Consider the following 20989-nt stretch of genomic DNA (forward strand, 5'->3'; position numbering starts at 1 on the left):
CGCCCCCTTGCGGTTGTCCTCGTCGATACTAGACTCAGAACTGTCTGTCGGCCTCATCACAGGGAGTCGTGGCCATGGAGTTCCATACCCTCGACGGCAATGAAGCGGTGTCCTCGGTGGCTTACCGCCTGAGCGAGACCATTGCCATCTATCCGATTACGCCCGCCTCGGTTATGGGCGAACACGCCGATGACTGGGCGGCTCTGGGCAAACCCAACCTCTGGGGGCAGGTGCCCAGTGTCGTTGAAATGCAGTCCGAGGCCGGTGCCGCTGGGGCGATGCACGGAGCTCTGCAGGCTGGCTCGCTGGTAACGACCTTTACCGCCTCCCAGGGGCTGCTGTTGATGCTGCCCAATCTGTACAAGATTGCCGGTGAGTTGTCGCCGTTCTGCATGCACATTGCGGCCCGCAGCATTGCCACCCACGCCCTGTCCATCTTCTGCGACCATTCCGACGTAATGAGTGCCCGCGGTACCGGTTTTGCCCTGCTGGCGTCGGGCTCGGTTCAGGAAGCTCAGGATATGGCTGCGATCGGCCATGCCGTAACCCTCGAAAGCCGGGTGCCGGTGATGCACTTTTTCGACGGCTTCCGGACTTCCCATGAAATTTCCAAGATTGCAGCGCTCAGTGACGAGGATTTGCAGACGCTGGTCTCGCACGAAGGAGTGGAAGAACATCGCAGCCGCCGGATGACACCGGATCGGCCAGTAGTTCGAGGCACCTCCCAGAACCCGGACGCCTTTTTCCAGGCCCGGGAGGCCATCAACCCTTTCTATCAGGTGTTCCCGGAAAAGCTTGAAGCCGTGATGGACCGTTTCGCCGGTATTACCGGCCGCCAGTACCGGCTGTTCGACTATGTCGGCCACCCCGAGGCCGACCGGGTGGTTATCCTGATGGGCTCCGGCGCCGAATGCGCCCATGAAACGGTGGAGTGGCTGCTGGAGCAGGGCGAGAAGGTGGGGCTGCTCAAGGTTCGTTTGTTCCGGCCCTTCGCCACGGAGCGGTTCCTCAACGCTTTGCCCGATACCGTCGAACATCTCGCGGTGTTGGACCGCACCAAGGAACCCGGCGCCCAGGGTGAGCCCTTGTTACTGGAAGTCAGCGGTGCCCTGATGGAAGCCTGGAGCCGAGGGGATCGGAAGGTGCTGCCCCGGGTGATCGGCGGCAGATATGGACTGTCCTCGCGGGAGTTTACGCCGGCCATGGTCTGCGCCATTTTTGACGAACTGAAAGCGGCAGCACCGAAAACCCGCTTCACCGTTGGCGTGCGCGACGATGTCAGCCATCTCTCGCTGGACGTGGACAACGAACTGGATATTGAATCCCCGAAAACCCGCCGGGCGCTGTTCTTCGGTCTGGGTGCGGATGGCACTGTCAGCAGCAACAAGGCAAGCATCAAGATCCTGGGAGAGGGCACGGAGCTGTTCGCCCAGGGCCATTTTGTCTATGACTCCAAGAAATCCGGCGCTACCACTGTCTCCCATCTGAGGTTCGGGCCGCTGCCCATCCGCTCCAGTTACCAGATCAACAGGGCCCAGTTCGTGGCCATTCACGCGCCCCAGTTTCTGGAGCGGTTTGATGTGCTTGAACACGCTGCCGAGGGTGCCACGGTGCTCCTCAATGTGCCCTGGTCAAAGGAAGAGGTCTGGGATCGGCTGTCGGTCGAGGTCCAGCGGGTATTGGTCGAGCGCAAGGCCCGGCTGTTCGTGATTGATGCCGCCGAGGTGGCGGAAAAGGCTGGTCTGGAACGGCGGATCAACACCGTGATGCAGGTCTGCTTCTTCGCCCTGGCGGATATCCTGCCCCGGGAAGAGGCCATTGCCCACATCAAGGAATCCATTCGCAAAACCTGGGGCCGCCGCGGGCCGGAGGTGGTGCGCCGCAACGTGGAAGCGGTGGACTCGGCCCTGGATAACCTGCACGAGGTGCCGGTCCCGGATAAGGTAACGGCAACTCGTACCCGACCGCCGAGGGTGCCCGAGAATGCCCCGGACTTTGTGCAGAAAGTCACTCGCCTGTTGCTGGAAGGGCAGGGGGACAAACTGCCGGTCAGCGCGTTCCCGCCGGATGGAACCTGGCCAACGGGAACCAGCCAGTACGAGAAGCGAACCATCGCCCTGGAAATACCCATCTGGGAGTCCGACCTCTGTGTGCAGTGCAACTTCTGCGCAATGATTTGCCCGCATACCGCGATCACCAGCAAGGTGTTTGAGCCCGAGTCGGTCAAAGGGGCGCCGGAGGCGTTCGAGGTGGTGTCGGAAACCCAGACGTCTGAACTGGAAGGTCTGGATTACCGGATTCAGGTAGCGCCAGATGACTGCACCGGCTGTGGCTTGTGTGTCGAGGTCTGCCCGGCAAAGGACCGCACCCAGCCCAAACGCAAAGCCATTAATATGCAGCCGATCGAATCGCACCGTGAGGTGGAGGCAGAGAACCTGGCGTTTTTCCGGCAATTGCCGGATGTGCCCAGAGATCGTATCCCCCGGGACTTCAAGTCCCTGCCGCTGCTGATTCCCCTGTTCGAATATTCCGGCGCCTGTGCCGGCTGCGGAGAGACACCCTACATCCGGCTGCTGACCCAGCTAGTGGGTGACCGTCTGCTGATCGCTAACGCCACCGGCTGTTCCTCGATCTATGGCGGCAATCTGCCGACCACTCCGTATACAGTGAACGCCGACGGCCGTGGTCCTACCTGGAACAACTCGCTGTTTGAGGACGCGGCGGAACTGGGCCTGGGTATGCGTCTGGGGCTGGACAAGCTTGTCGGTCGGGCCCGGCAGTTACTGGAAGGGTTCCGGGAAGAACTACCCCACGGGCTCTACCCGGAGCTGACCAGTGCCTGCACCACCGTTGATGAGTCGGCAATGGCATCCAGACGCACAGCGATTGAGCAGCTCCGGAACTGGCTGGCGGACAAGCAAACGCCAGAGGCCCGGGAGCTGGAGAGTCTGGCCGACGAGCTTTGCCCGAAGAGTGTCTGGGTAATTGGCGGCGATGGCTGGGCCTACGATATTGGTTATGGCGGTCTCGACCACGCCCTGGCCTCAGGTCAGAACCTGAAACTGCTGGTACTCGACACCGAAGTCTATTCCAACACGGGCGGTCAGCAATCCAAGGCGACACCCATGGGGGCGATTGCCAAGTTCGCCGCTGCCGGCAAGGCCACCCGCAAGAAAGATCTGGGCCTGCTGGCCATGAGTTATGGTCACGTCTACGTGGCCCAGATTGCCATGCAATCCCACAGCAACCACACCACCAAGGCCCTTCAGGAAGCCGAGAGCTTTGACGGCCCGGCACTGATCATCGCCCACAGCCCGTGCATCGCTCACGGTTATGACCTGGTGCACTCGCCGGCACAGCAGAAGCGAGCCGTAGACAGCTGGGCCTGGCCGCTGTACCGGTTTGATCCCCGACGCATCCACGAAGGGCTGCCGCCCCTGCAACTGGACTCTCTGCGCCAGAAAGTCACCATGAAAGCCTACATGCAGGAAGAAGCACGGTTCCGGATGCTGGAGCTGCGGGCCCCCCAACGCTACGAACAGCTGGTGGCCGCAGCTTCTGAGGCGGCGACTGAGCAGCGTGAGCTCTACAAGCAGCTGGCGGGGATCCACTTTGAGCCCCACGAAACTTCCGACGCTGACAACGAAAAGGGTGAACGTCATGACTGAATTGGCAACCCGTTGGCTGGGGCTGGAACTTCGCTCGCCCCTGGTGGTCGGTGCCAGCCCCCTCAGCGATGACCTGGACGCGCTGAAAGCCTGTGTCGACGCTGGCGCCGGTGCCGTGGTGATGCATTCCCTTTTTGAGGAACAGTTGGTGGAGGAGCAGATGGCGGCCCATCGGTTTATTGATTCGCGGATAAACATGGACGCCGAGGCCCGATCGTTTTTCCCCGAATCCGAACTGTTCGAGATGGGATCGGACAGCTACCTGCAGCGGTTGGAGCTGTTGCGACACTCACTGGGGGTGCCGGTGATTGCCTCGCTCAACGGTATTTCAGCGGGTGGCTGGACCAGGCATGCACGTGAGCTGGAAGCGGCGGGCGCCCATGCCATCGAACTGAATCTCTACGACCTGGCCTCGGATCCGGAGGAAACATCGGAGGCACTGGAACAGAGGCAACTTTCGGTTGTGAGGTCAGTGGCTGAGCAGGTGAGCATTCCGGTCAGCGTCAAGTTATCGCCTTTCTACTCGGCCTTGCCTGCGTTCGTCGCTGGTATCGAAGAGTCAGGGGCCCGGGGCGTGGTGTTGTTCAACCGGTTCTATCAGCCGGATATGGATCTGGATGAGCTGGAGTTAAGCCGGGAGGTGGTGCTGTCGACCAGTGCCGAGCTGCCCTTGCGGTTACACGCAGCCGCCATGTTGTATGGCCAGACAACGCTGGAGATGGCGGTTTCAGGTGGCGTTCATAGTGGTGACGATGCGGCAAAAGCGATTCTTTCGGGGGCTTCTGCAGTGCAGGTGGTCTCGGCCGTGCTTTCGGAGGGTGCCGGCGCCCTGTCGAGGATTACCCGGGAAATGACTGCTCGGCTATCCGGAATGGGATACCGCTCGCTGGCCGAAGCACGGGGCGTTCTGTCAATGGCGAACGCCCCCAATGCCCGAACCTGGGAGCGTCTTAATTACGCCCGCCTTCTGCATGGTTGGAAATAGAGCGGTGAAGGTTCAGAGAACCTGCTCCGGCACCTCGCGGATACGACCGTGCTCATCAATGGCGACGTAGACGAACAGGCCCTCGGTTACCTTGCGTGGATTCTTGGCGGTACGGTCAAGGGTCCACACTTCCACGCTGATTTTCATGGAACTGCGACCGATATCGACGAGTTCGCAGTAGCAACCTACCTGAGATCCCACGCGTAACGGTGACAGGAACTCCATTCGGTCCATGGCCACGGTGGCGTTACGGCCCTGGGAAATCCGTCCGGCCATGGTGTTGGCGGCGAGATCCATCTGTTTTACCAGCCAGCCGGCGAAGACATCGCCATTGGCATTGGTGTCGGCAGGAAGCGGGATTATCTGCAGGGTGAGTTCGCCACGGGGCATGGGTTTGTCATCGTCTAGCGCTGTCATAGTACTGCCTTCTTGCGAGCCTGGAATTGTTTTAACTCGCATGGTAGCGGGCTGAAGCGCCGCTGCAAGCAAATTTGAACATTCCAGACTATATTTCAGAAACTGTAACAAAGTTGTCACAGAGTGCCTTTAGTCTGCATTCATCGGTAAAACACATCCGACACAACGTCCAAACCGAATAATGGAGACTTGACGTGATGAAACTGAACAAAGCACTCGCGACTGTTGCGCTGGCCGGCTCCGTAGCCGCCATGTCTGCACCGGCCATGGCCCGTGACACCATCAGCATCGTGGGTTCTTCCACTGTTTATCCGTTCGCCACGGTTGTTGCCGAGCGCTTCGGCACCAAGACCGACTTCAGCACGCCCAAGCTGGAATCCACTGGTTCAGGCGGCGGTCTCAAGCTGTTCTGCCAGGGTATCGGTACCCAGCATCCTGACATCACCAATGCTTCGCGTCGGATGAAAACCTCCGAGTTCGAGCTGTGCCAGAGCAACGGCGTTAAAGACATCACCGAGTTCCGTATTGGTTCAGACGGCATTGTGATTGCCAGCTCCAAGAACGCGGAAAACCTGGATATCACTCTGGAGCAGCTGTTCCTCGCATTGGGCTCAAAGGTTCCGGTAGATGGCAAGTGGGTTGAGAACCCGAATGAGAACTGGAGCGATGTTGACTCCAGCCTGCCGAACAAGCCGATCCGTGTTATGGGTCCTCCCCCGACTTCCGGTACCCGTGACTCGTTCAACGAGCTGGCCCTGGCTGCCGGTTGCGATGAGCTGCCTGAAGCTGCCAGCCTGAGCAAAGACGAACACGCTTCCATCTGTGAAAGCGTTCGTGAAGACGGTGCCTTCATCGAAGCGGGTGAAAACGACAACCTGATTGTTCAGAAGCTGATCGGTGATACCGGTATGTATGGCGTCTTCGGTTACAGCTTCCTGGAAGAGAATGCAGACCGTCTCCAGGCCGCTACCCTGAATGGCATGGTTCCGACCGCAGAAGGCATTGCTGCGGATGAGTACCCGGTGGCCCGCTCCCTGTTCTTCTATGTGAAGAAGGCCCACGTTGGCGTCGTTCCGGGTATCCAGGAGTACGTCAGCGAGTTCACCAGCAACGCAGCGATGGGCCAGAACGGCTACCTGAAAGATGTTGGCCTGATCGTACCGCCCCGTTCTGCGCTGATGGATCTGATGGACAAGGCAGAAAGCATGCCGAACCTGACCCTGGACGAGCTCAAGTAAGACCGCCGTCCGGTCAAGAACAGAGGTGCGGGTCTCGATGGAGGCCCGCACCTTTTGCACGTTTGGAGGATCCGGTGCCAGTACAGAGCTGAACCTGTAAACTGTGCGCCAATCCGAAGTTGAATACAGGAATTTTCATGCAACCGGCTAATCTTCTATTACTGACTCTGGTGCTGGCGATCGTAGCCTACTGGCTTGGGTATGCCCGCTCCCGGTCGCTGGCAATGCCGCTGGGTGGGATTCGTCATCTCAAGTCCCTTCCGTTCTACTACGGGGCCCGGGCGGCGTTGTGGAGTGGTATTCCCGCGCTGATCGTGCTCGGATTATGGGCGGCATTCCAGGGCAAAGTCATTCAACTGATTGTGATTGGTGGCTTGCCGGACGGCATGATGCCGGCGACCGAGGGTGAGGCGAGCCTGCTGCTGAGTAAAATCAGTAACGTGGCCAGTGGGGCGTTACCCCCTGGTTTTGTTGAGGCACCAATCGCCGAGGCTGCCGAGCGTTTGAAGGCCTTGCGCAGTCAAAGCCAGTTCCTGATGTCCGGACTGGTTATCTCGGTTGCTGTGTTGGCTGGTTTCCTTGGGTGGTTGAGAATCCGGCCGCGCCTGAATGCCCGTGCGCAGGTTGAGTCTATTCTCAAATGGGTGTTTTTCGCCTGCGCGGCCCTGGCCATTCTGACCACCGTCGGCATAATCTTCTCGGTGGCCTTCGAGACGTTCCGATTCTTCGAGAAGGTTCCGTTCACCGAATTCTTCTTTGGTAGCCACTGGAGTCCCCAGACTGCTCTTCGGGCCGATCAGGTTGCGTCTGAGGGTGCGTTCGGCATGATTCCCCTTTTTACCGGCACCCTTTTGATCTCTGCCATTGCCATGGTTGTGGCCGTGCCAGTGGGGCTGCTTTCGGCGATTTACCTGTCCGAGTACGCCGGCCGGAAGGTTCGCGGCGTGGTCAAACCGTTGCTGGAGATGCTGGCCGGTATTCCCACCGTGGTTTACGGTTTCTTCGCCGCTTTGACCGTCGCGCCGTTTATCAGCGATCTGGCCGCTTCCATGGGTATCGAGGCGTCTTCCCAGAGTGCCCTGGCCGCGGGTGCCGTTATGGGCATCATGATTATTCCGTTTGTGTCGTCCCTGTCGGATGATGTGATCAATGCCGTTCCCCAGGCCATGCGGGATGGTTCTCTGGCGCTCGGAGCCACCCAGTCCGAGACCATGAAGAAGGTGATTTTCCCGGCTGCACTGCCGGGCATCATGGGCGGCATCCTGCTGGCGGTCTCCCGGGCCATCGGCGAGACCATGATCGTGGTCATGGCCGCAGGACTGGCGGCGAACCTGACCGCCAATCCTCTGGAAACGGTTACTACCGTGACAGTGCAAATCGTGACCCTGCTCACCGGTGACCAGGAATTCGACAGCGCCAAGACGCTGGCCGCCTTCGCATTGGGCGCCATGCTCTTCCTGGCAACCCTGTTGCTGAACGTCATTGCACTGAAAATCGTACGCAAATATCGGGAACAGTATGACTGATCAACGTTCACAGGCGGAGATCGTCCGCCAGTCGCTCAAGCGCCGTTACCGTAAGGAGCGCCGTTTCCGTGCCTACGGCATATTGGCTATCGCCATTGCTCTCGGGGCCCTGTTAACCCTGTTCACGGATATCATCGGCAAGGGTTACACCGGCTTCCTCAAAACCACCATCACCATGGAAGTGCAACTGGATGGTGAAATGATGTATCTGGATGACCCAAAGGACGAGCGCCAGATAAAGATGGCTGATTTTGTTGAGCCATTGGTTCAGGCGCTGATCAAGGAGGTCCCCGGGGCAACCGAAGAGGACCGGAAGCAGATCCGGGAACTGATCAACCCTTATGCTTCAGTTGCACTCCGGGATGCTCTCAAGGCAAATCCCGAGTGGCTGGATACCTCCCGGACCATGACGTTCCTTAGTCACACCGACGTGGATGTCTACGTGAAGCATGCAGGCGACGACGCGTATTCGATCAAGCTGAACGACCAACAGAAGGCCTGGGTGGACGAACTGCAGGAGCGGGGCGTTATCGAGACTTCCTTTAACGACGTGTTCTTCAGTGGTGGCGATTCCCGTGATCCGTCCAAGGCAGGTATTCTCGGCGCCATTGTCGGTTCCCTGCTGACCATGTTCGTTACCCTGATCCTGTCGTTCCCGATCGGTGTCGCTGCCGCGATCTATCTGGAGGAGTTTGCGCCCCAGAACAAGTTCACCGACTTCATTGAGGTCAACATCAATAACCTGGCGGCGGTGCCGTCCATCATCTTTGGTCTGCTTGGCCTCGCGGTATTTATCAACCTGTTCGGGATGCCACGTTCGGTTCCTGTGGTTGGTGGTCTGGTTCTGACGTTGATGACGCTGCCGACCATCATCATTTCCAGCCGGGCCGCGATCAAAAGCGTACCGCCCTCGATCCGAGAGGCGGCGGAAGGTATCGGCGCCTCCAAGATGCAGGTGGTGTTGCATCATGTGCTACCGCTGGCCATGCCGGGCATGCTCACCGGTTCTATCATTGGTATGGCCCAGGCCCTGGGTGAAACCGCGCCGCTGCTGCTGATCGGTATGGTGGCGTTCATTGTGGATGTGCCGGACGGGTTCTTCGATTCGGCCACGGTTCTGCCAGTTCAGGTCTTCCTGTGGGCGGGCAGCCCGGAGCTGGCCTTTATTGAGCGAGCGTCGGCAGCCATTATGGTGCTGTTGGCCTTCCTGATCAGTATGAACGCATTGGCCATCTGGATGCGTAAACGTCTCGAGCGCCGGTGGTAAGGAGAATCAAGATGAATAGTGTGAATACAACCATTGCCAGTGAAGTTACCCAACCGGATGAGGTCGCCGTGCCAGTTCAGGAATCAAAGCCCGCTGAAACCATCATTGAAGAGGGCAAAACCGTCGGTAAGCCGTTCTCGGACGACCCGAAGTTCAAGCTTCGTGATGTCGAAGTGTTCTACGGCGATGCCCCCGCGATCAAGAAGATCAGCCTCGATATTGGCCGCAACGAAGTCATTGCCTTCATCGGCCCATCCGGTTGCGGGAAATCCACCTTCCTGCGCTGTCTGAATCGCATGAACGACAGCATCGATATCTGTCGTGTGAAGGGTTCCCTGCAACTGGACGACCATGACATCTACGACCCCAAGCGGGATGTGGTGGAACTGCGGGCAAGGGTCGGAATGGTGTTCCAGAAACCCAATCCGTTCCCGAAGTCCATCTACGACAACGTGGCCTACGGCCCCCGCATTCACGGCCTGGCCAACCGCAAGTCGGATCTGGACGAGATTGTGGAAAACAGCCTTCGCAAGGCCGGCCTCTGGGAAGAGGTGAAGGATCGTCTGGACGCCAACGCAACTGGTATGTCCGGTGGTCAGCAACAGCGTCTTTGCATTGCCCGCGCTATTGCCGTCAGCCCGGAAGTGGTACTGATGGATGAGCCCTGCTCGGCCCTGGATCCTATTGCCACGGCAAAAGTGGAAGAGCTGATTGCCGAGCTGTCCGAAAGCTACACGATCGTCATCGTGACCCACTCGATGCAACAGGCGGCCCGGGTATCGCACCGCACAGCCTACTTCCACCTGGGACACCTGGTGGAAGTGAACGAGACCAACAAGGTATTCACCTCGCCGGAACATGAACTGACCGAGTCCTACATCACTGGCCGTTTCGGCTGATTCCGGACCTGAGGAATTTTGGAGAAGAACAGTATGCCTACGAAGAAGGACGAAGTTTACGGGGATCACATCTCCCACAAGTTCAATAACGAACTGATGGAACTCAAGACCGAGTTCCTGAAAATGGGTGGTATGGTGGAATCCCAGGTCGAGAACGCCATTCAGGCCCTGGTGGATGGCGATGGTCATCTGGCCGACGAAATCCGCGCCAACGACAAGAAAGTCGACCGGATGGAAGTGGAAATCGACGAGGAAGCCACCCTGATCATCGCCCGTCGCCAGCCGACGGCAAGGGATCTGCGTCTGGTGATCTCGGTCATCAAGATGGTCGCCGATCTGGAGCGTGTGGGTGACGAGGCGAAGAAGATCGCCAAGCTTGCGATCAAGCTGCAGGAAGAAGGCCAGGCCCCGCGCGGCTACGTGGAAGTGCGCCACATCGGCACCCACGTGCTCAGCATGCTCCACGATGCGCTGGATGCTTTTGCCCGTCTGGATTCGGAGCAGGCATTGCGGATCATGAAGGAAGACAAGCGCGTCGATGAGGAATATCAGGCAGCGGCCCGTACTCTGCTGACGTTCATGATGGAAGACACCCGCAACATCTCACGGTGCATGTCCGTGATGTGGGTACTCCGTGCCCTGGAGCGGGTGGGTGACCACGCCTGCAACATTGCCGAGAACGTAATCTTCATGGTCAAAGGTGAGGACGTTCGTCACACGCCGGTGGAAGAGGCTGAAAAAGTAGTCGGCCGCTGATTTATCCAACTTCGGTGGAGGGCCGGCATGTGGTGCGGCTTTCCGGGACACGCTCGAGCCGTCCATGGTCGCTTGGCTTTCGCCATCCTTGGCGAAAGACAGTCCCGGAAAGCCGCACCACACGCCGTCCTATCAGAGCTGGGAGTCAGCCTGCTAAGTTAACGAAAGCGATCGTTGGGCATTGCTGGGCCGCTTGCCGGGACCCAAGCAACAAATCAGGCTTGCTTCATCTTGTCGGTATAAGGCGGCCAACCCAGCGGTTTGCCGCCAAGAACGTGCAAGTGGATGTGGAACACCGTCTGCCCTGAATTTTCCCCGCAATTCATGACAACGCGATAGCCATCGTCGGCAAACCCCTTCTCCTTGGCGATTTTTGCAGCCACCAGATACAGGTGCCCCACCAGCTCCCGATCTTCTTCGGTAATGTCGTTGATGGTGGCGATGGCCTTCTTCGGGATGACCAGAAAATGCACCGGTGCCTGAGGATTGATGTCACTGAAGGCGAGCGCGATGTCGTCTTCGTAGAGGATGTCCGCGGGAATTTCCCGGTTGATGATCTTGGTGAAAATCGTCTCTGACATGGTGGCTCCTTTTGGATTGTCCTTGGGATTGTTGTTCGGTGTTAAAGCTGATTCAGGCCCGGAATCCGGGAAGCTATCTGCCTGACCACGGCTGGAAGTTCCTCATCGATGCCCATGGCGTAGCGTGCCACACGGTTGCGGGCAAAGGGCAGTGCGCGGGCGGCGCCGAGGCCGAGGTTGCGCAGCAGGTGGACGGGTGGGATCCGGTTGCTGAACAGATGGTAGAACAGATCCATGGTCAGCATCATTCTGCGGTTCGCCGGCCGGCGCTGTTGTTCGTAGAGGTTCAGCCACTTCGGATTTGCCAGATCATCGCCGGCGCGCTTGGCCTCTTTGAGGGCTGACTGGAGGGCTTGCGCATCCTGGAATCCCAGGTTCACCCCCTGGCCGGCCAGCGGGTTGATGGTATGGGCAGAATCACCGGCCAGGACAACTCGTCCAGAGTGATATTGTTTGGCGTGCTGGCGGGCGATGGGGAACGAGGCTTTGCTGTCGATGTGGGTCAGCAAGGGCAAACTCGCGGGAAACGACGACTGGATTTCGCTCATCAGGGTGCTGTCGTCCAGGGTTTTCAGGCGTGCCAGTTCATCGGGCGAATCGTACCAGACCAGGGAGCCCCAGCTTTCACCCGGATGTTCCGGACCGGCACTGTGCAATGGCAGGAAGGCTCGTGGTCCTGAAGGGTGAAAGCCCTGCCAGGTAATGTCTGCAACTGGCCCCTGATAACGAACCGAGATTACCATCGCCTGCTGGTCATACTGGTTCCGGATGGTACCAATACCGGCCAGCTCGCGGATCCGGGACTGGGCTCCATCGGCTCCAACTACCAGGGTTGCGATTAGCTCGCGGCCGTCCTCCAATGAGACCGTGGCTGCGTCACCGGATTGCGCCAGCGAGGCAACACCATGGCCATGGAACAGGGTCACCTGGGGGCAGGCCTCGGCGGTTTGCCAAAGTGCCTGTTGGGTGACTGAATTCTCGACAATATGTCCCAGGTGGTGTGCGCCCAACTCGGTGGCGTCGAATTGGACTTCCGCCAGCTTCCGGGGCATCAGGTTCTGCAGTGGATAGCGGGTTTCATCCCACACGGCCAGGCGTTTGTAGGGCGTTGCCCGCATGCGAAGTATGTCATCCCAGGCGCCCAGATTCTGAAGATAGCGCTCACTGCCGACGCTCAGTGCAGATACCCTTAGGTCCGGGGCGTTGTCTGGATCAAAGGCGGGCGGCGGAGCCCGGTCAACCAGGGCAACGCGGAAGCCATTCTGGCCGAGGCCAGTGGCGAGAGCGGCACCGACCATGCCGGCACCAACTACCACAATATCAAAGGCTTGAGTCATATCGGTTTCCTGTCTGATGCCCTCAGTTTACGCGATGACGGCAGCCAGACAAGAGACCGGGATCAAGCCGGCAGTAAAAGCCTCAGTACCCGGCCATTCCTGATACTCGCTGTTTGGCAACGTCGTCTGGCCGGCGACGGCCCTTGACCAGCCAGGCAGGCTTCTGGGCTCCAGGCTTGTTGAATCCCTGATTCAGTACCATAGGTTGCACAAGGTTGATGAAATCGGCGGTTTTCATGTGGACCGATTCACTGTGACTGCCCGCCGCAAACGCCAGCTCTGACTGTTCGGTCAAGGCTTCCGCACAGTAAACAGTCATTCCGAACAGGTTGCCAAAGGGAGGCATGGCGCCTACTTCACAATCCGGGAAGCGGTCTTTGAATTCCAGCTCATCCGCAAGATCGATAAAGTCGGTGTCCAGAATGCGGGATAGCCTGTCCCAGCGGATTCTCCACGTAGCCGGCATTACCAGCATCGCCATTTTGCCATCCAGCTCGATGATCACCGTTTTAACGACGCGGTCGCCAGCAATCTTGACGTGGTGGGCCAGTTCCTGGGCAGTAAATGCAGGGGGGTGTGAGAGGCACATGTATTCAACACCTGCCTCGTCGAGGAATTCCTTCAACTGCTGTACCGGCATCGTGACAACCTCCTACCAGCAATGACAGCGTTCCGGAGCCTGTCGTATTCAGATTGCCTGGCCCCGATGGCCTGGCGGGATCGTTAGACCCCGCCATTAATGGTCAGCTTAGTTGAGGTTACGCAGTTTGCGAGTAACCGGATGTATCAATGAGAAATCGGTCGCGAATCTCAGTCGGTTTTAATCATATGCACATCGCGCTGGGGGAACGGAATGCTGATGCCCTCGGCGTCGAAGGCTTTCTTCACCTTCTCGTGCATGTCCCAGTAGAACGGCCACAGGTCACCGGACTTGGTCCAGGCCCTTACGGTCAAATCGACAGAACTTTCACCCAGGGCGCCAACAACGATCAGGGGCTCGGGGTCTTTAAGCGCACGCTCATCCTCTTCGATAAGACGCTTGCAGACGGCCTTGGCCTTGTCGATGTCATCACCGTAGCCGATGCCGAAGCTCATGTCGCAACGACGGGTTTCATAGGCGCTCAGGTTGGTCAGGCTGGCGTTGGCCAATTGACCATTGGGAATCACGATCCTGCGGTTATCGAAGGTGTCGACAATGGTGTAAAGAATCGAGATTTCACGGACGGAGCCCAGATAGCCCTGGGCATCAATTGTGTCGCCAACCTTGAACGGCTTGAATATCAGGATCAGTACACCGCCAGCGAAGTTAGCGAGGCTGCCTTGCAGCGCAAGGCCTACAGCCAGACCGGCAGCACCGATAATGGCAATGAACGATGTGGTAGCAATGCCAACCATTGAGGCCACGGAGATCAGAAGCAGAATCTTGAGGATTGCCCCGATCAGACCACAGAGAAACTTGTTCAGTGTTGGGTCTTTTTTGCCCAGCTTGTTATCGAGTACACCGACAAACCGGTTTATCAGCCACATGCCGATAATCAGTGTGACAATGGCCAGCACCACCTTCGGTGCGTAAGTCATGACCAGGGACATGGCCTGATTCATGAGTTCCGAGGCACCTCCGTCAGCGCCAAATAGGTCTTCCATAAGGGACTCCTTGTTCGTTGGTATTTTTCATAAGTGTCGGATTAACGGACAAAATCCTGCAACAACGTGATTCGTCTACTTCTTTATATAGCAGACAAATGTCAGGGGCGTATATTGCGGGAAAGATTTTCAGTTAGTGCTTACGCAATTGAGCGCTCACTGGCCCAATCAAGAATGGTTTTGGGGCCTCCGCGGACAAGAATCCGGCCCTGTTTGTGGCTCAGTTGATAGTCGTACATGGGGTCGTAATAGTCCTGGAGCAGCGACTGAATCCAGGCGTTGTGGGCAAGAGTCTCTCCGGTCGTTTCCTGCTGAGAAAGTGCCTGTTCCATCAGGCCGCGCAGCTGCTTGTGTCGCTCTCCGCCCAGGCGCTTGCGGATGCGGTCAATGGCGCTCAGCAGATAGTCCCGGAAATTCAACCAGCCTGCGTCGGCTCCGTCGCGATCCACGTAATCCGCGAACATGCCCTCGACGTAATCTTCCCGGATGATAGTGATGCGCTCCTCCATGGGTTGCTCAAGGATCAGCAGTGGCGACTCGGCCATGCGATCCTTGAGGGATTCGGGCAGGGCGCAGCGTCCCACCAGACGGCTTTCGTCTTCCAGGTAAACCGGGCCACCGTTGAAATGATGGGCTTTGAGCATGGCCACGGCCAGCCGGTTCTCGAAATCGATCTGTGAGGGTTGGGGCGTCACCTGGCGTCCGAAACTAGAGCCCCGGTGGTTGGCCAGGCCTTCAAGATCCACCGGATTCGGGAGCTGTTTCAGAACCCGCGTCTTGCCTGTTCCGGTACGACCGCTGAGTATGCGGAATTCGCCGGATTCGATCTGCGCTTCCAGGCTGTCGATCAGGAATCGGCGCAGTGCCTTGTAGCCGCCTTTGACCAGCGGATAGTCAATGCCGGCCTCCCGGATCCACTGTTGGGTAAGCCGGGAACGCAGGCCGCCCCGGAAGCAGAACAGATAACCCTCGGGATGGCGGGCAACAAAGCGCTTCCAGGCTTCAATTCGCTGGGCCTTGATGTCGCCGGATACCAGTTGATGGCCCAGCTCGATGGCCTTGTCCTGGCCTTTTTCCTTGTAACAGATGCCGACCCGGTGGCGCTCCTCGTCGTTCATGAGTGGCGCGTTTTCGGTATTCGGAAAACTGCCACGACTGAACTCCACCGGTGCCCGGACGTCCATTAGCGGCACATCGTTCAGGAACAGGGAAAGGTAGTCGTCGGTGTCAGGTCTGCTTGCCATTTCAGCGATAAACCAGTTGTCAGATGGAGGCGGCAGTATAGCGGAAATGACTGTTTTCTGCTTGCCGCGCCGTGTTTCCCGACAGGGGCTTGGGTACAATGGCGCGTCCGTGAAATTCGAGGTTGGATACCCCATGTCAGAGGACTGTCTGAATCAGCACCTGCGCAAAACCCTGGCCCGGGGCCGGGTTGCCGTGTCCCGCCCCGCCGGCTGTGAGCGAATCGCCCTGTATCTCTTTGATCCGACGGTGCTTGAGGGACCGTTATCCCACGAGGAGGCACAGGCGGTGGTCGCCGAACCTGCCTACTGGTCGTTCTGCTGGGCCAGCGGCCAGGTGCTCGCCAGCTGGATTCTGGACAACCCCAAGTGGGTCGAGGGTAAGCGGGTCCTGGATTTTGGTTCTGGATCCGGAATAGTGGCCGTGGCTGCGGCGATGGCGGGAGCTCGGGAAGCTATTGCCTGTGACATTGACCCGGCGGCCCTGTATGCAGCCCGTGCCAACGCGGCTCTCAACGGCGTATCCGTTGGACTTTGCGGTGACTGGGCAGATCGACCGAAGGACCTGGATGTCGTGACAGCGGCGGATGTGCTTTACGATCCCGAAAATCGACCGTTACTCGGCGTTTTTCGCGAGGCGGCCCCCCGGGTGCTACTGGCGGATTCGCGGATGAAAGTGTTGGGTGATAGTGCCTATCGCAGGCAGACAGCGATTGAGGCCCGGACCTGGCCGGATCTGAACGAATTCGAGGAGTTCAATCAGGTTCGCATCTATCTGGCCGAGAGAAACCAGTAACGAATCAGGAGTGAAAAAAGGGGGGATACAAAAAATAAAGGGCAACCATGCGGTTACCCTTTCTCGGAACAGGTCGGCGCATCCTTGCGCATTGGGCAACAGCCATGTTGCGAGATCCTTGAGCCACTCCATGGTGCCGGCATCCGAGCCGGCTATCCGAATAGTTATCCCTTAAGCGAGGCGTCCATGTATCCTTGCCTCTCCCTGCAATCCGTGCCGGGGTGCATCCAGTGCGTCATCCATTTCCCTGTCATCCTTGATGTAAAGACTATACCAATTGGATTCTGACAAACGTGTGAATTGTGCACGCGCCGCACGAGATTTTAACGTAGGTGCATTCAATAAAATATACGTATCAGTAAGTTACGCTTTTCCTAACAGGTTGTTGGCACCGCTGCGCACGCGATATCACCGCAAGATCTCACGTCCTTGTGAGAGATATCTCACAGAGATCCTGGCGAATTTCGCAAATCCGGTTTTCCGGCGTTCCGGATGCCGGGCCAGGGAAGAAGTCCGATGGCAATGCCGGCGCCGTCTGCGGCCAGATCGGCCAGGGAAAATTCCCGATAGGGCAGGGTTGCCTGGATAAGCTCAATGCCGAGACCAAAACCCAGTAGCGCAGGTGCAAACCAGATTGCCCGGAGCTCTGGCCAGGCCAGACGGGTCAGGATGGTGAGCTCGAGGAAGGCGATCAGGTGATTCACCTTATCGTTGGACGATGACGGTATGGGGTGAGGGCTATCGGTTGTGGCAAGAAACCCGATGGCCAGCACGGAAACCACAAAGGCTGCCTGCCAGAGGGGGCGGTATTGCAACAGGCTGGTCATTTGTTGTTTCAAAGTATCCATCGGGGAAGTCACTGAGCGTTCTCGGGCTGTGGGAATGTTGCCAACATGATATGCTTTGCGCCCCGTCATTGTCATTGAAGCGGAGGTCCTGCCAGCTATGCTCAAGGGTAATTTTTTTCGTGGACTGGGCTACCTGGGTGAGGGTTTCCGTCTGATTCGTCAGCCCGGCCTGCGGCTGTTTGTCATCATTCCACTGGTAATCAACATTCTGCTCTTCGGATTGCTTTTCTTTTTTATGGGGGAGTTGTTCGCAGGCCTGATCGCCGCCGCGATGTCTTGGTTACCGGACTGGGCCTGGCTTCAGGCACTGGATTGGTTGTTCTGGATTCTATACGGCGCGGTCATCGTGTTGATGTTGGCCTATGGCTTCGTGATCGTTGCCAATCTGATTGGTTCCCCCTTCTATGGTTATCTCGCCGAACTGACGGAAAAGCACCTGACTGGTCAGGAGGTGAACACTGACGACAGCTGGGCCTCCATCATCAAGGATATCCCCCGCGCACTCTGGCGTGAGGTTCAGAAGATTCTGTATTACCTGCCCCGTGCCATCGGTCTGCTCATTATTGGTCTGATCCCGGTTGTTAACCTGGTTGCAGCCGTTCTGTGGTTTCTTTTCAACAGCTGGATGATGGCCCTGCAATATGTGGATTATCCCGCAGATAACCATAAGGTCAGCTTCCCTGCCTTGCGTCGTTTGCTGGGTGACACTCGGTTGTCTGCCTTCGGGTTCGGCTTACCGGTGGCATTGGCCGCCATGGTGCCGGTGCTGAACCTGTTTGTGGTGCCGGCGGCGGTGTGCGGGGCAACGGCTTACTGGGTGCGTGAGAACGGCGCCACAAGAACTTAATTGGTCTGGAGGTTTCTTGGATACATCGGAATTTGTTATTGGTCAGCGTTGGGTCAGCCACAGTGATACCGGCCTGGGGCTCGGGATCGTCACGGATATCTCCGGGCGCCGGGTGACCCTCGGGTTTCCCGCCGCCGATGAGGAGCGTACCTACGCGATTGATAACGCCCCTTTGTCCCGCATTATCTATCAGCTGGGCGAGGAGATTGAGACCTTTGGCGGCGAGCGGTACACGGTTCGCGCGGTTGAGGACATCGGCGGTGTGCTCATGTACCACGCCGACGATGGCTCCGACCTGCATGAAATTTCCGAAGTAAAACTCGCCGGATCTGTGAATTTTTCAGCGCCGCACCAGCGGCTGTTCGCGGGCCAGTTCGATCGCAACGGCGCCTTTCGCCTGAGGTATGCAACGCTTCAGCACATGAACCGTCTGCGGGCGTCCCCCGCCCAGGGGCTGATCGGTGCGCGCACCCAGCATCTGTCGCACCAGATCTATATTGCCCATGAGGTTGCCCGGCGTCACGCGCCACGAGTGCTCCTGGCCGATGAAGTTGGTCTCGGTAAAACTATCGAGGCGGGTCTGATTCTTCACTATCAGCTGCACACGGGGCGGGCAAAACGCGCCCTAATCGTGGTGCCGGACTCCCTGATGCACCAATGGCTGGTGGAAATGCTTCGTCGCTTCAATTTGCGGTTCTCGATCGTGGATCAGGGGCGCTACGATGCCCTGAAAGAGCAGGAAAGCGACGTTGACGCCCTGGTGAACCATATATTCGGCGACGAAGACGCGGTCAATCCCTTTGAGAGCGAGCAGCTAGTGCTCTGCAGCCTCGATTTCCTGAAGAAAAGCCAGAAAGCACGGGACGATGCCCTCAAGGCCGAGTGGGATCTGATGATTGTGGATGAGGCCCACCACCTGGTCTGGAGCCCGGAGGAGGTCAGTCCTGAATACCAGATCGTTGAGGAATTGTCGGCGATCAGTCAGGGGCTGCTGCTGCTGACGGCAACGCCGGAGCAGGTTGGGATTGCCAGCCACTTCGCCCGGTTGCGTCTGCTCGATCCGGCCCGTTTTCACGACCTTGAAGCCTTCCGGAAAGAGGAGCAACAGTACGAGACGATCAACTCCGTTGTCCGCCGGCTGCTGGACGAAGAGTCCGAGATCAGAGCCGGGGACCAGGCACTGCTGCGGGAATGGCTGGGAGAAGAACTGGACCAGCTACTGACGGGGGACAGTCCACGGCAATCGGTAATCGATGCCTTGCTGGATCGCCATGGTACCGGTCGGGTGCTGTTCCGGAACACCCGGGCGGCCATCCAGGGATTCCCCGAGCGCCGCCCCAATCCGGAGCCCTTGCCGTGCCCGGCTATGTATGAAGCGCATGCTTCAGGAATTGAGGGGCTGACGCCAGAAAAAGGGGTGCCAGAGGAGCAATGGCTGTCGGACGATCCCCGGGTGGCGTGGCTTGAGAAAAAACTGGTCAGCCTGCGTCCCGCAAAAGTCGTCGTCATCTGTGCCAGCGCGGAGACCGCAATGGCCCTGGAGCACTATCTCCAGTTGCGGGCCGGCATCCGCAGTGCCGCTTTCCATGAACATCTGAGCCTGATTGAGCGAGACCGGGCTGCGGCCTACTTCGCAGACACGGAACAGGGTGCCCAGGCGCTGATCTGTTCTGAAATTGGCAGCGAAGGCCGTAACTTCCAGTTTGCCCATCACCTGGTGCTGTTCGATCTGCCCGCAAACCCGGATTTGCTCGAGCAGCGCATCGGACGGCTGGACCGGATCGGCCAGACAGAAGCCATTGATATTCACGTTCCCTATCTGCGTGATACCAGTCAGGAGGTCCAGTTCCGCTGGTTCCATGAGGGTCTGAACGCCTTTGCAGAGAGCTGCGCCGTGGGTGTTGCGGTTCAGGAAGCCGTCGAGGCGCAATGGCAGCAGGCCATCGATGGCGACGCTGATGTCACTGATGAGCTGGTGAACGCCTCCGCGGAAGAGTCAAAACGGCTTAAAACGCTGCTGCAGAATGGGCGTGATGCTCTCATCGAGCTGAATTCCTGTCGCTCGGAAGTGGCGGAGGAGCTGATTGCCGCCATTGAAGACGAAGAAGGGGAGGCTCGGGTTCGCGATTACATGATGGAAGCCTTCGACATACTCGGGGTGGATGTCGAGGACCATGCCGATCACTCCGATATTCTGCGCCCCGGCGAACAATATCAGGCCGGCCATGTCGCCGAGTTGCCCGAAGACGGGGTGACCGTGACTTGGGATCGGAAGAACGCCCTGGAGCGGGAAGATCTGGCGTTCATGAGCTGGGAGCATCCGATGGTCACCGGTGTGATGGACTCGGTCACCAGTTCCGGTCTCGGCAAGGCAGCGCTTGCCAGCCTTTCCGTAAAGGCTCTGCCTCCGGGAACGCTGTTGATGGAAGCCCTGTTTACCGTGCACTGCCCGGCGCCAGAAGCCCTGCAGTTGACCCGCTACCTGCCGGTTTCACCGTTGCGGCTGTTGGTTGACGTGAATGGCAAGGAACTGTCGGGGGCTCTGCCGCACGATCGTCTGAACGACCTGTGCTCGAATATCCGCCGGCGCACCGCCCAGGCCATCGTGCCCCAGATCCGCCCGCAGGTTGAAACCATGGTGGATCACGTTGAGCGGTTGTCGGAGCCTCACCTGGAGCCCTTGAAAGCCCAGGCACTGGAGCAGTTGTCCGTCAGTTTTGAACCGGAAATCCGGCGGTTGGAGGCGTTGCAGAAAGTGAATCCGGCGATCCGTGAGGAGGAAATCGACTTTTTCCGCAACCAGTTCGAGGCCGCGAAGGATGCCATAGGTCATGCCAGCTTGGCGTTGGAAGGCATTCGCGTGATCGTGACCGCATAACAAACGATGGGATGACCGTAACTGGCTGACTGTGCGGCATTTGCTGGTCAGCCCTCATCTG

General features: G+C 58.3%; 17 protein-coding genes. 10 read left to right on the plus strand and 7 right to left on the minus strand.

Translation table 11 applies throughout. The features are described 5' to 3' along the window. The first annotated feature begins 74 nt into the window (after positions 1–74). A complete protein-coding gene (gene nifJ / locus FMN52_RS10965; protein ID WP_148608661.1) occupies positions 75–3668 on the plus strand; it encodes a pyruvate:ferredoxin (flavodoxin) oxidoreductase in 3594 nt (1197 codons plus the stop codon). After that, entirely contained in the window at positions 3661–4653 is a 993-nt protein-coding gene (locus FMN52_RS10970; RefSeq protein ID WP_148608662.1) for a dihydroorotate dehydrogenase-like protein, read from the plus strand. Before nifJ ends, FMN52_RS10970 begins: the two co-directional genes overlap by 8 nt. Positions 4654–4665: 12 nt before the next feature. Here FMN52_RS10970 and FMN52_RS10975 read toward each other — a convergent pair whose 3' ends face one another. After that, positions 4666–5070, minus strand: coding sequence for an acyl-CoA thioesterase (locus FMN52_RS10975; protein WP_148608663.1), 405 nt, complete (start codon positions 5068–5070; stop codon positions 4666–4668). A gap of 194 nt (positions 5071–5264) precedes the next feature. Here FMN52_RS10975 and FMN52_RS10980 point away from each other — a divergent pair, with 194 nt between their 5' ends. From FMN52_RS10980 to phoU, 5 genes are all read left to right on the plus strand, one after another. Then, complete coding sequence (locus FMN52_RS10980) at positions 5265–6308, plus strand: substrate-binding domain-containing protein (protein WP_148608664.1); 1044 nt, start codon at positions 5265–5267, stop codon at positions 6306–6308. A gap of 137 nt (positions 6309–6445) precedes the next feature. Then, positions 6446–7834: a phosphate ABC transporter permease subunit PstC gene (pstC, locus tag FMN52_RS10985; RefSeq protein ID WP_148608665.1), complete on the plus strand. Its 1389-nt coding sequence runs from the start codon at positions 6446–6448 to the stop codon at positions 7832–7834. Beyond that, the gene (gene pstA / locus FMN52_RS10990) at positions 7827–9101 is read left to right on the plus strand and encodes a phosphate ABC transporter permease PstA (RefSeq protein ID WP_148608666.1); all 1275 of its coding nucleotides are present in this window, start codon (positions 7827–7829) and stop codon (positions 9099–9101) included. The genes pstC and pstA overlap by 8 nt, the downstream gene beginning before the upstream one ends. Before the next feature lie 11 nt (positions 9102–9112). Then, a complete protein-coding gene (gene pstB / locus FMN52_RS10995; RefSeq protein WP_088558818.1) occupies positions 9113–10000 on the plus strand; it encodes a phosphate ABC transporter ATP-binding protein PstB in 888 nt (295 codons plus the stop codon). A gap of 33 nt (positions 10001–10033) precedes the next feature. Continuing rightward, positions 10034–10756, plus strand: coding sequence for a phosphate signaling complex protein PhoU (gene phoU / locus FMN52_RS11000; protein WP_088558819.1), 723 nt, complete (start codon positions 10034–10036; stop codon positions 10754–10756). 215 nt (positions 10757–10971) lie between these two features. Here phoU and FMN52_RS11005 read toward each other — a convergent pair whose 3' ends face one another. From FMN52_RS11005 to mnmH, 5 genes are all read right to left on the minus strand, one after another. Next, positions 10972–11337: a histidine triad nucleotide-binding protein gene (locus FMN52_RS11005; RefSeq protein ID WP_148608667.1), complete on the minus strand. Its 366-nt coding sequence runs from the start codon at positions 11335–11337 to the stop codon at positions 10972–10974. Between the two features lie 41 nt (positions 11338–11378). Further along, the gene (locus FMN52_RS11010) at positions 11379–12674 is read right to left on the minus strand and encodes an FAD-dependent monooxygenase (protein WP_148608668.1); all 1296 of its coding nucleotides are present in this window, start codon (positions 12672–12674) and stop codon (positions 11379–11381) included. Between the two features lie 82 nt (positions 12675–12756). Continuing rightward, positions 12757–13314: a YbaK/EbsC family protein gene (locus FMN52_RS11015; protein WP_148608669.1), complete on the minus strand. Its 558-nt coding sequence runs from the start codon at positions 13312–13314 to the stop codon at positions 12757–12759. Between the two features lie 170 nt (positions 13315–13484). Beyond that, positions 13485–14318 carry a mechanosensitive ion channel domain-containing protein gene (locus tag FMN52_RS11020; RefSeq protein WP_148608670.1) on the minus strand — a complete coding sequence of 278 codons (834 nt, stop codon included), beginning with the start codon at positions 14316–14318 and terminating at the stop codon, positions 13485–13487. Positions 14319–14458: 140 nt separating this feature from the next. Continuing rightward, positions 14459–15562, minus strand: coding sequence for a tRNA 2-selenouridine(34) synthase MnmH (mnmH, locus tag FMN52_RS11025; protein ID WP_148608671.1), 1104 nt, complete (start codon positions 15560–15562; stop codon positions 14459–14461). Positions 15563–15695: 133 nt separating this feature from the next. Between mnmH and FMN52_RS11030 the strand changes: the two genes are divergently transcribed. Beyond that, positions 15696–16355, plus strand: coding sequence for a 50S ribosomal protein L11 methyltransferase (locus FMN52_RS11030; RefSeq protein ID WP_148608672.1), 660 nt, complete (start codon positions 15696–15698; stop codon positions 16353–16355). A 443-nt stretch (positions 16356–16798) separates the two neighbouring features. Here FMN52_RS11030 and FMN52_RS11035 read toward each other — a convergent pair whose 3' ends face one another. Next, positions 16799–17182: a VanZ family protein gene (locus tag FMN52_RS11035; RefSeq protein ID WP_346341310.1), complete on the minus strand. Its 384-nt coding sequence runs from the start codon at positions 17180–17182 to the stop codon at positions 16799–16801. Between the two features lie 118 nt (positions 17183–17300). Between FMN52_RS11035 and cysZ the strand changes: the two genes are divergently transcribed. Both cysZ and rapA read left to right on the plus strand, forming a co-directional pair. Then, positions 17301–18050 carry a sulfate transporter CysZ gene (gene cysZ / locus FMN52_RS11040; RefSeq protein WP_092030554.1) on the plus strand — a complete coding sequence of 250 codons (750 nt, stop codon included), beginning with the start codon at positions 17301–17303 and terminating at the stop codon, positions 18048–18050. A 16-nt stretch (positions 18051–18066) separates the two neighbouring features. Continuing rightward, positions 18067–20928 (plus strand): RNA polymerase-associated protein RapA, encoded by a 2862-nt coding sequence (gene rapA, locus FMN52_RS11045; protein WP_148608674.1) that lies wholly within the window; start codon positions 18067–18069, stop codon positions 20926–20928. The last annotated feature ends 61 nt before the right edge of the window (positions 20929–20989 follow it).

The organism is Marinobacter sp. BW6 (genome assembly GCF_008107725.1).
GTDB lineage: Bacteria > Pseudomonadota > Gammaproteobacteria > Pseudomonadales > Oleiphilaceae > Marinobacter.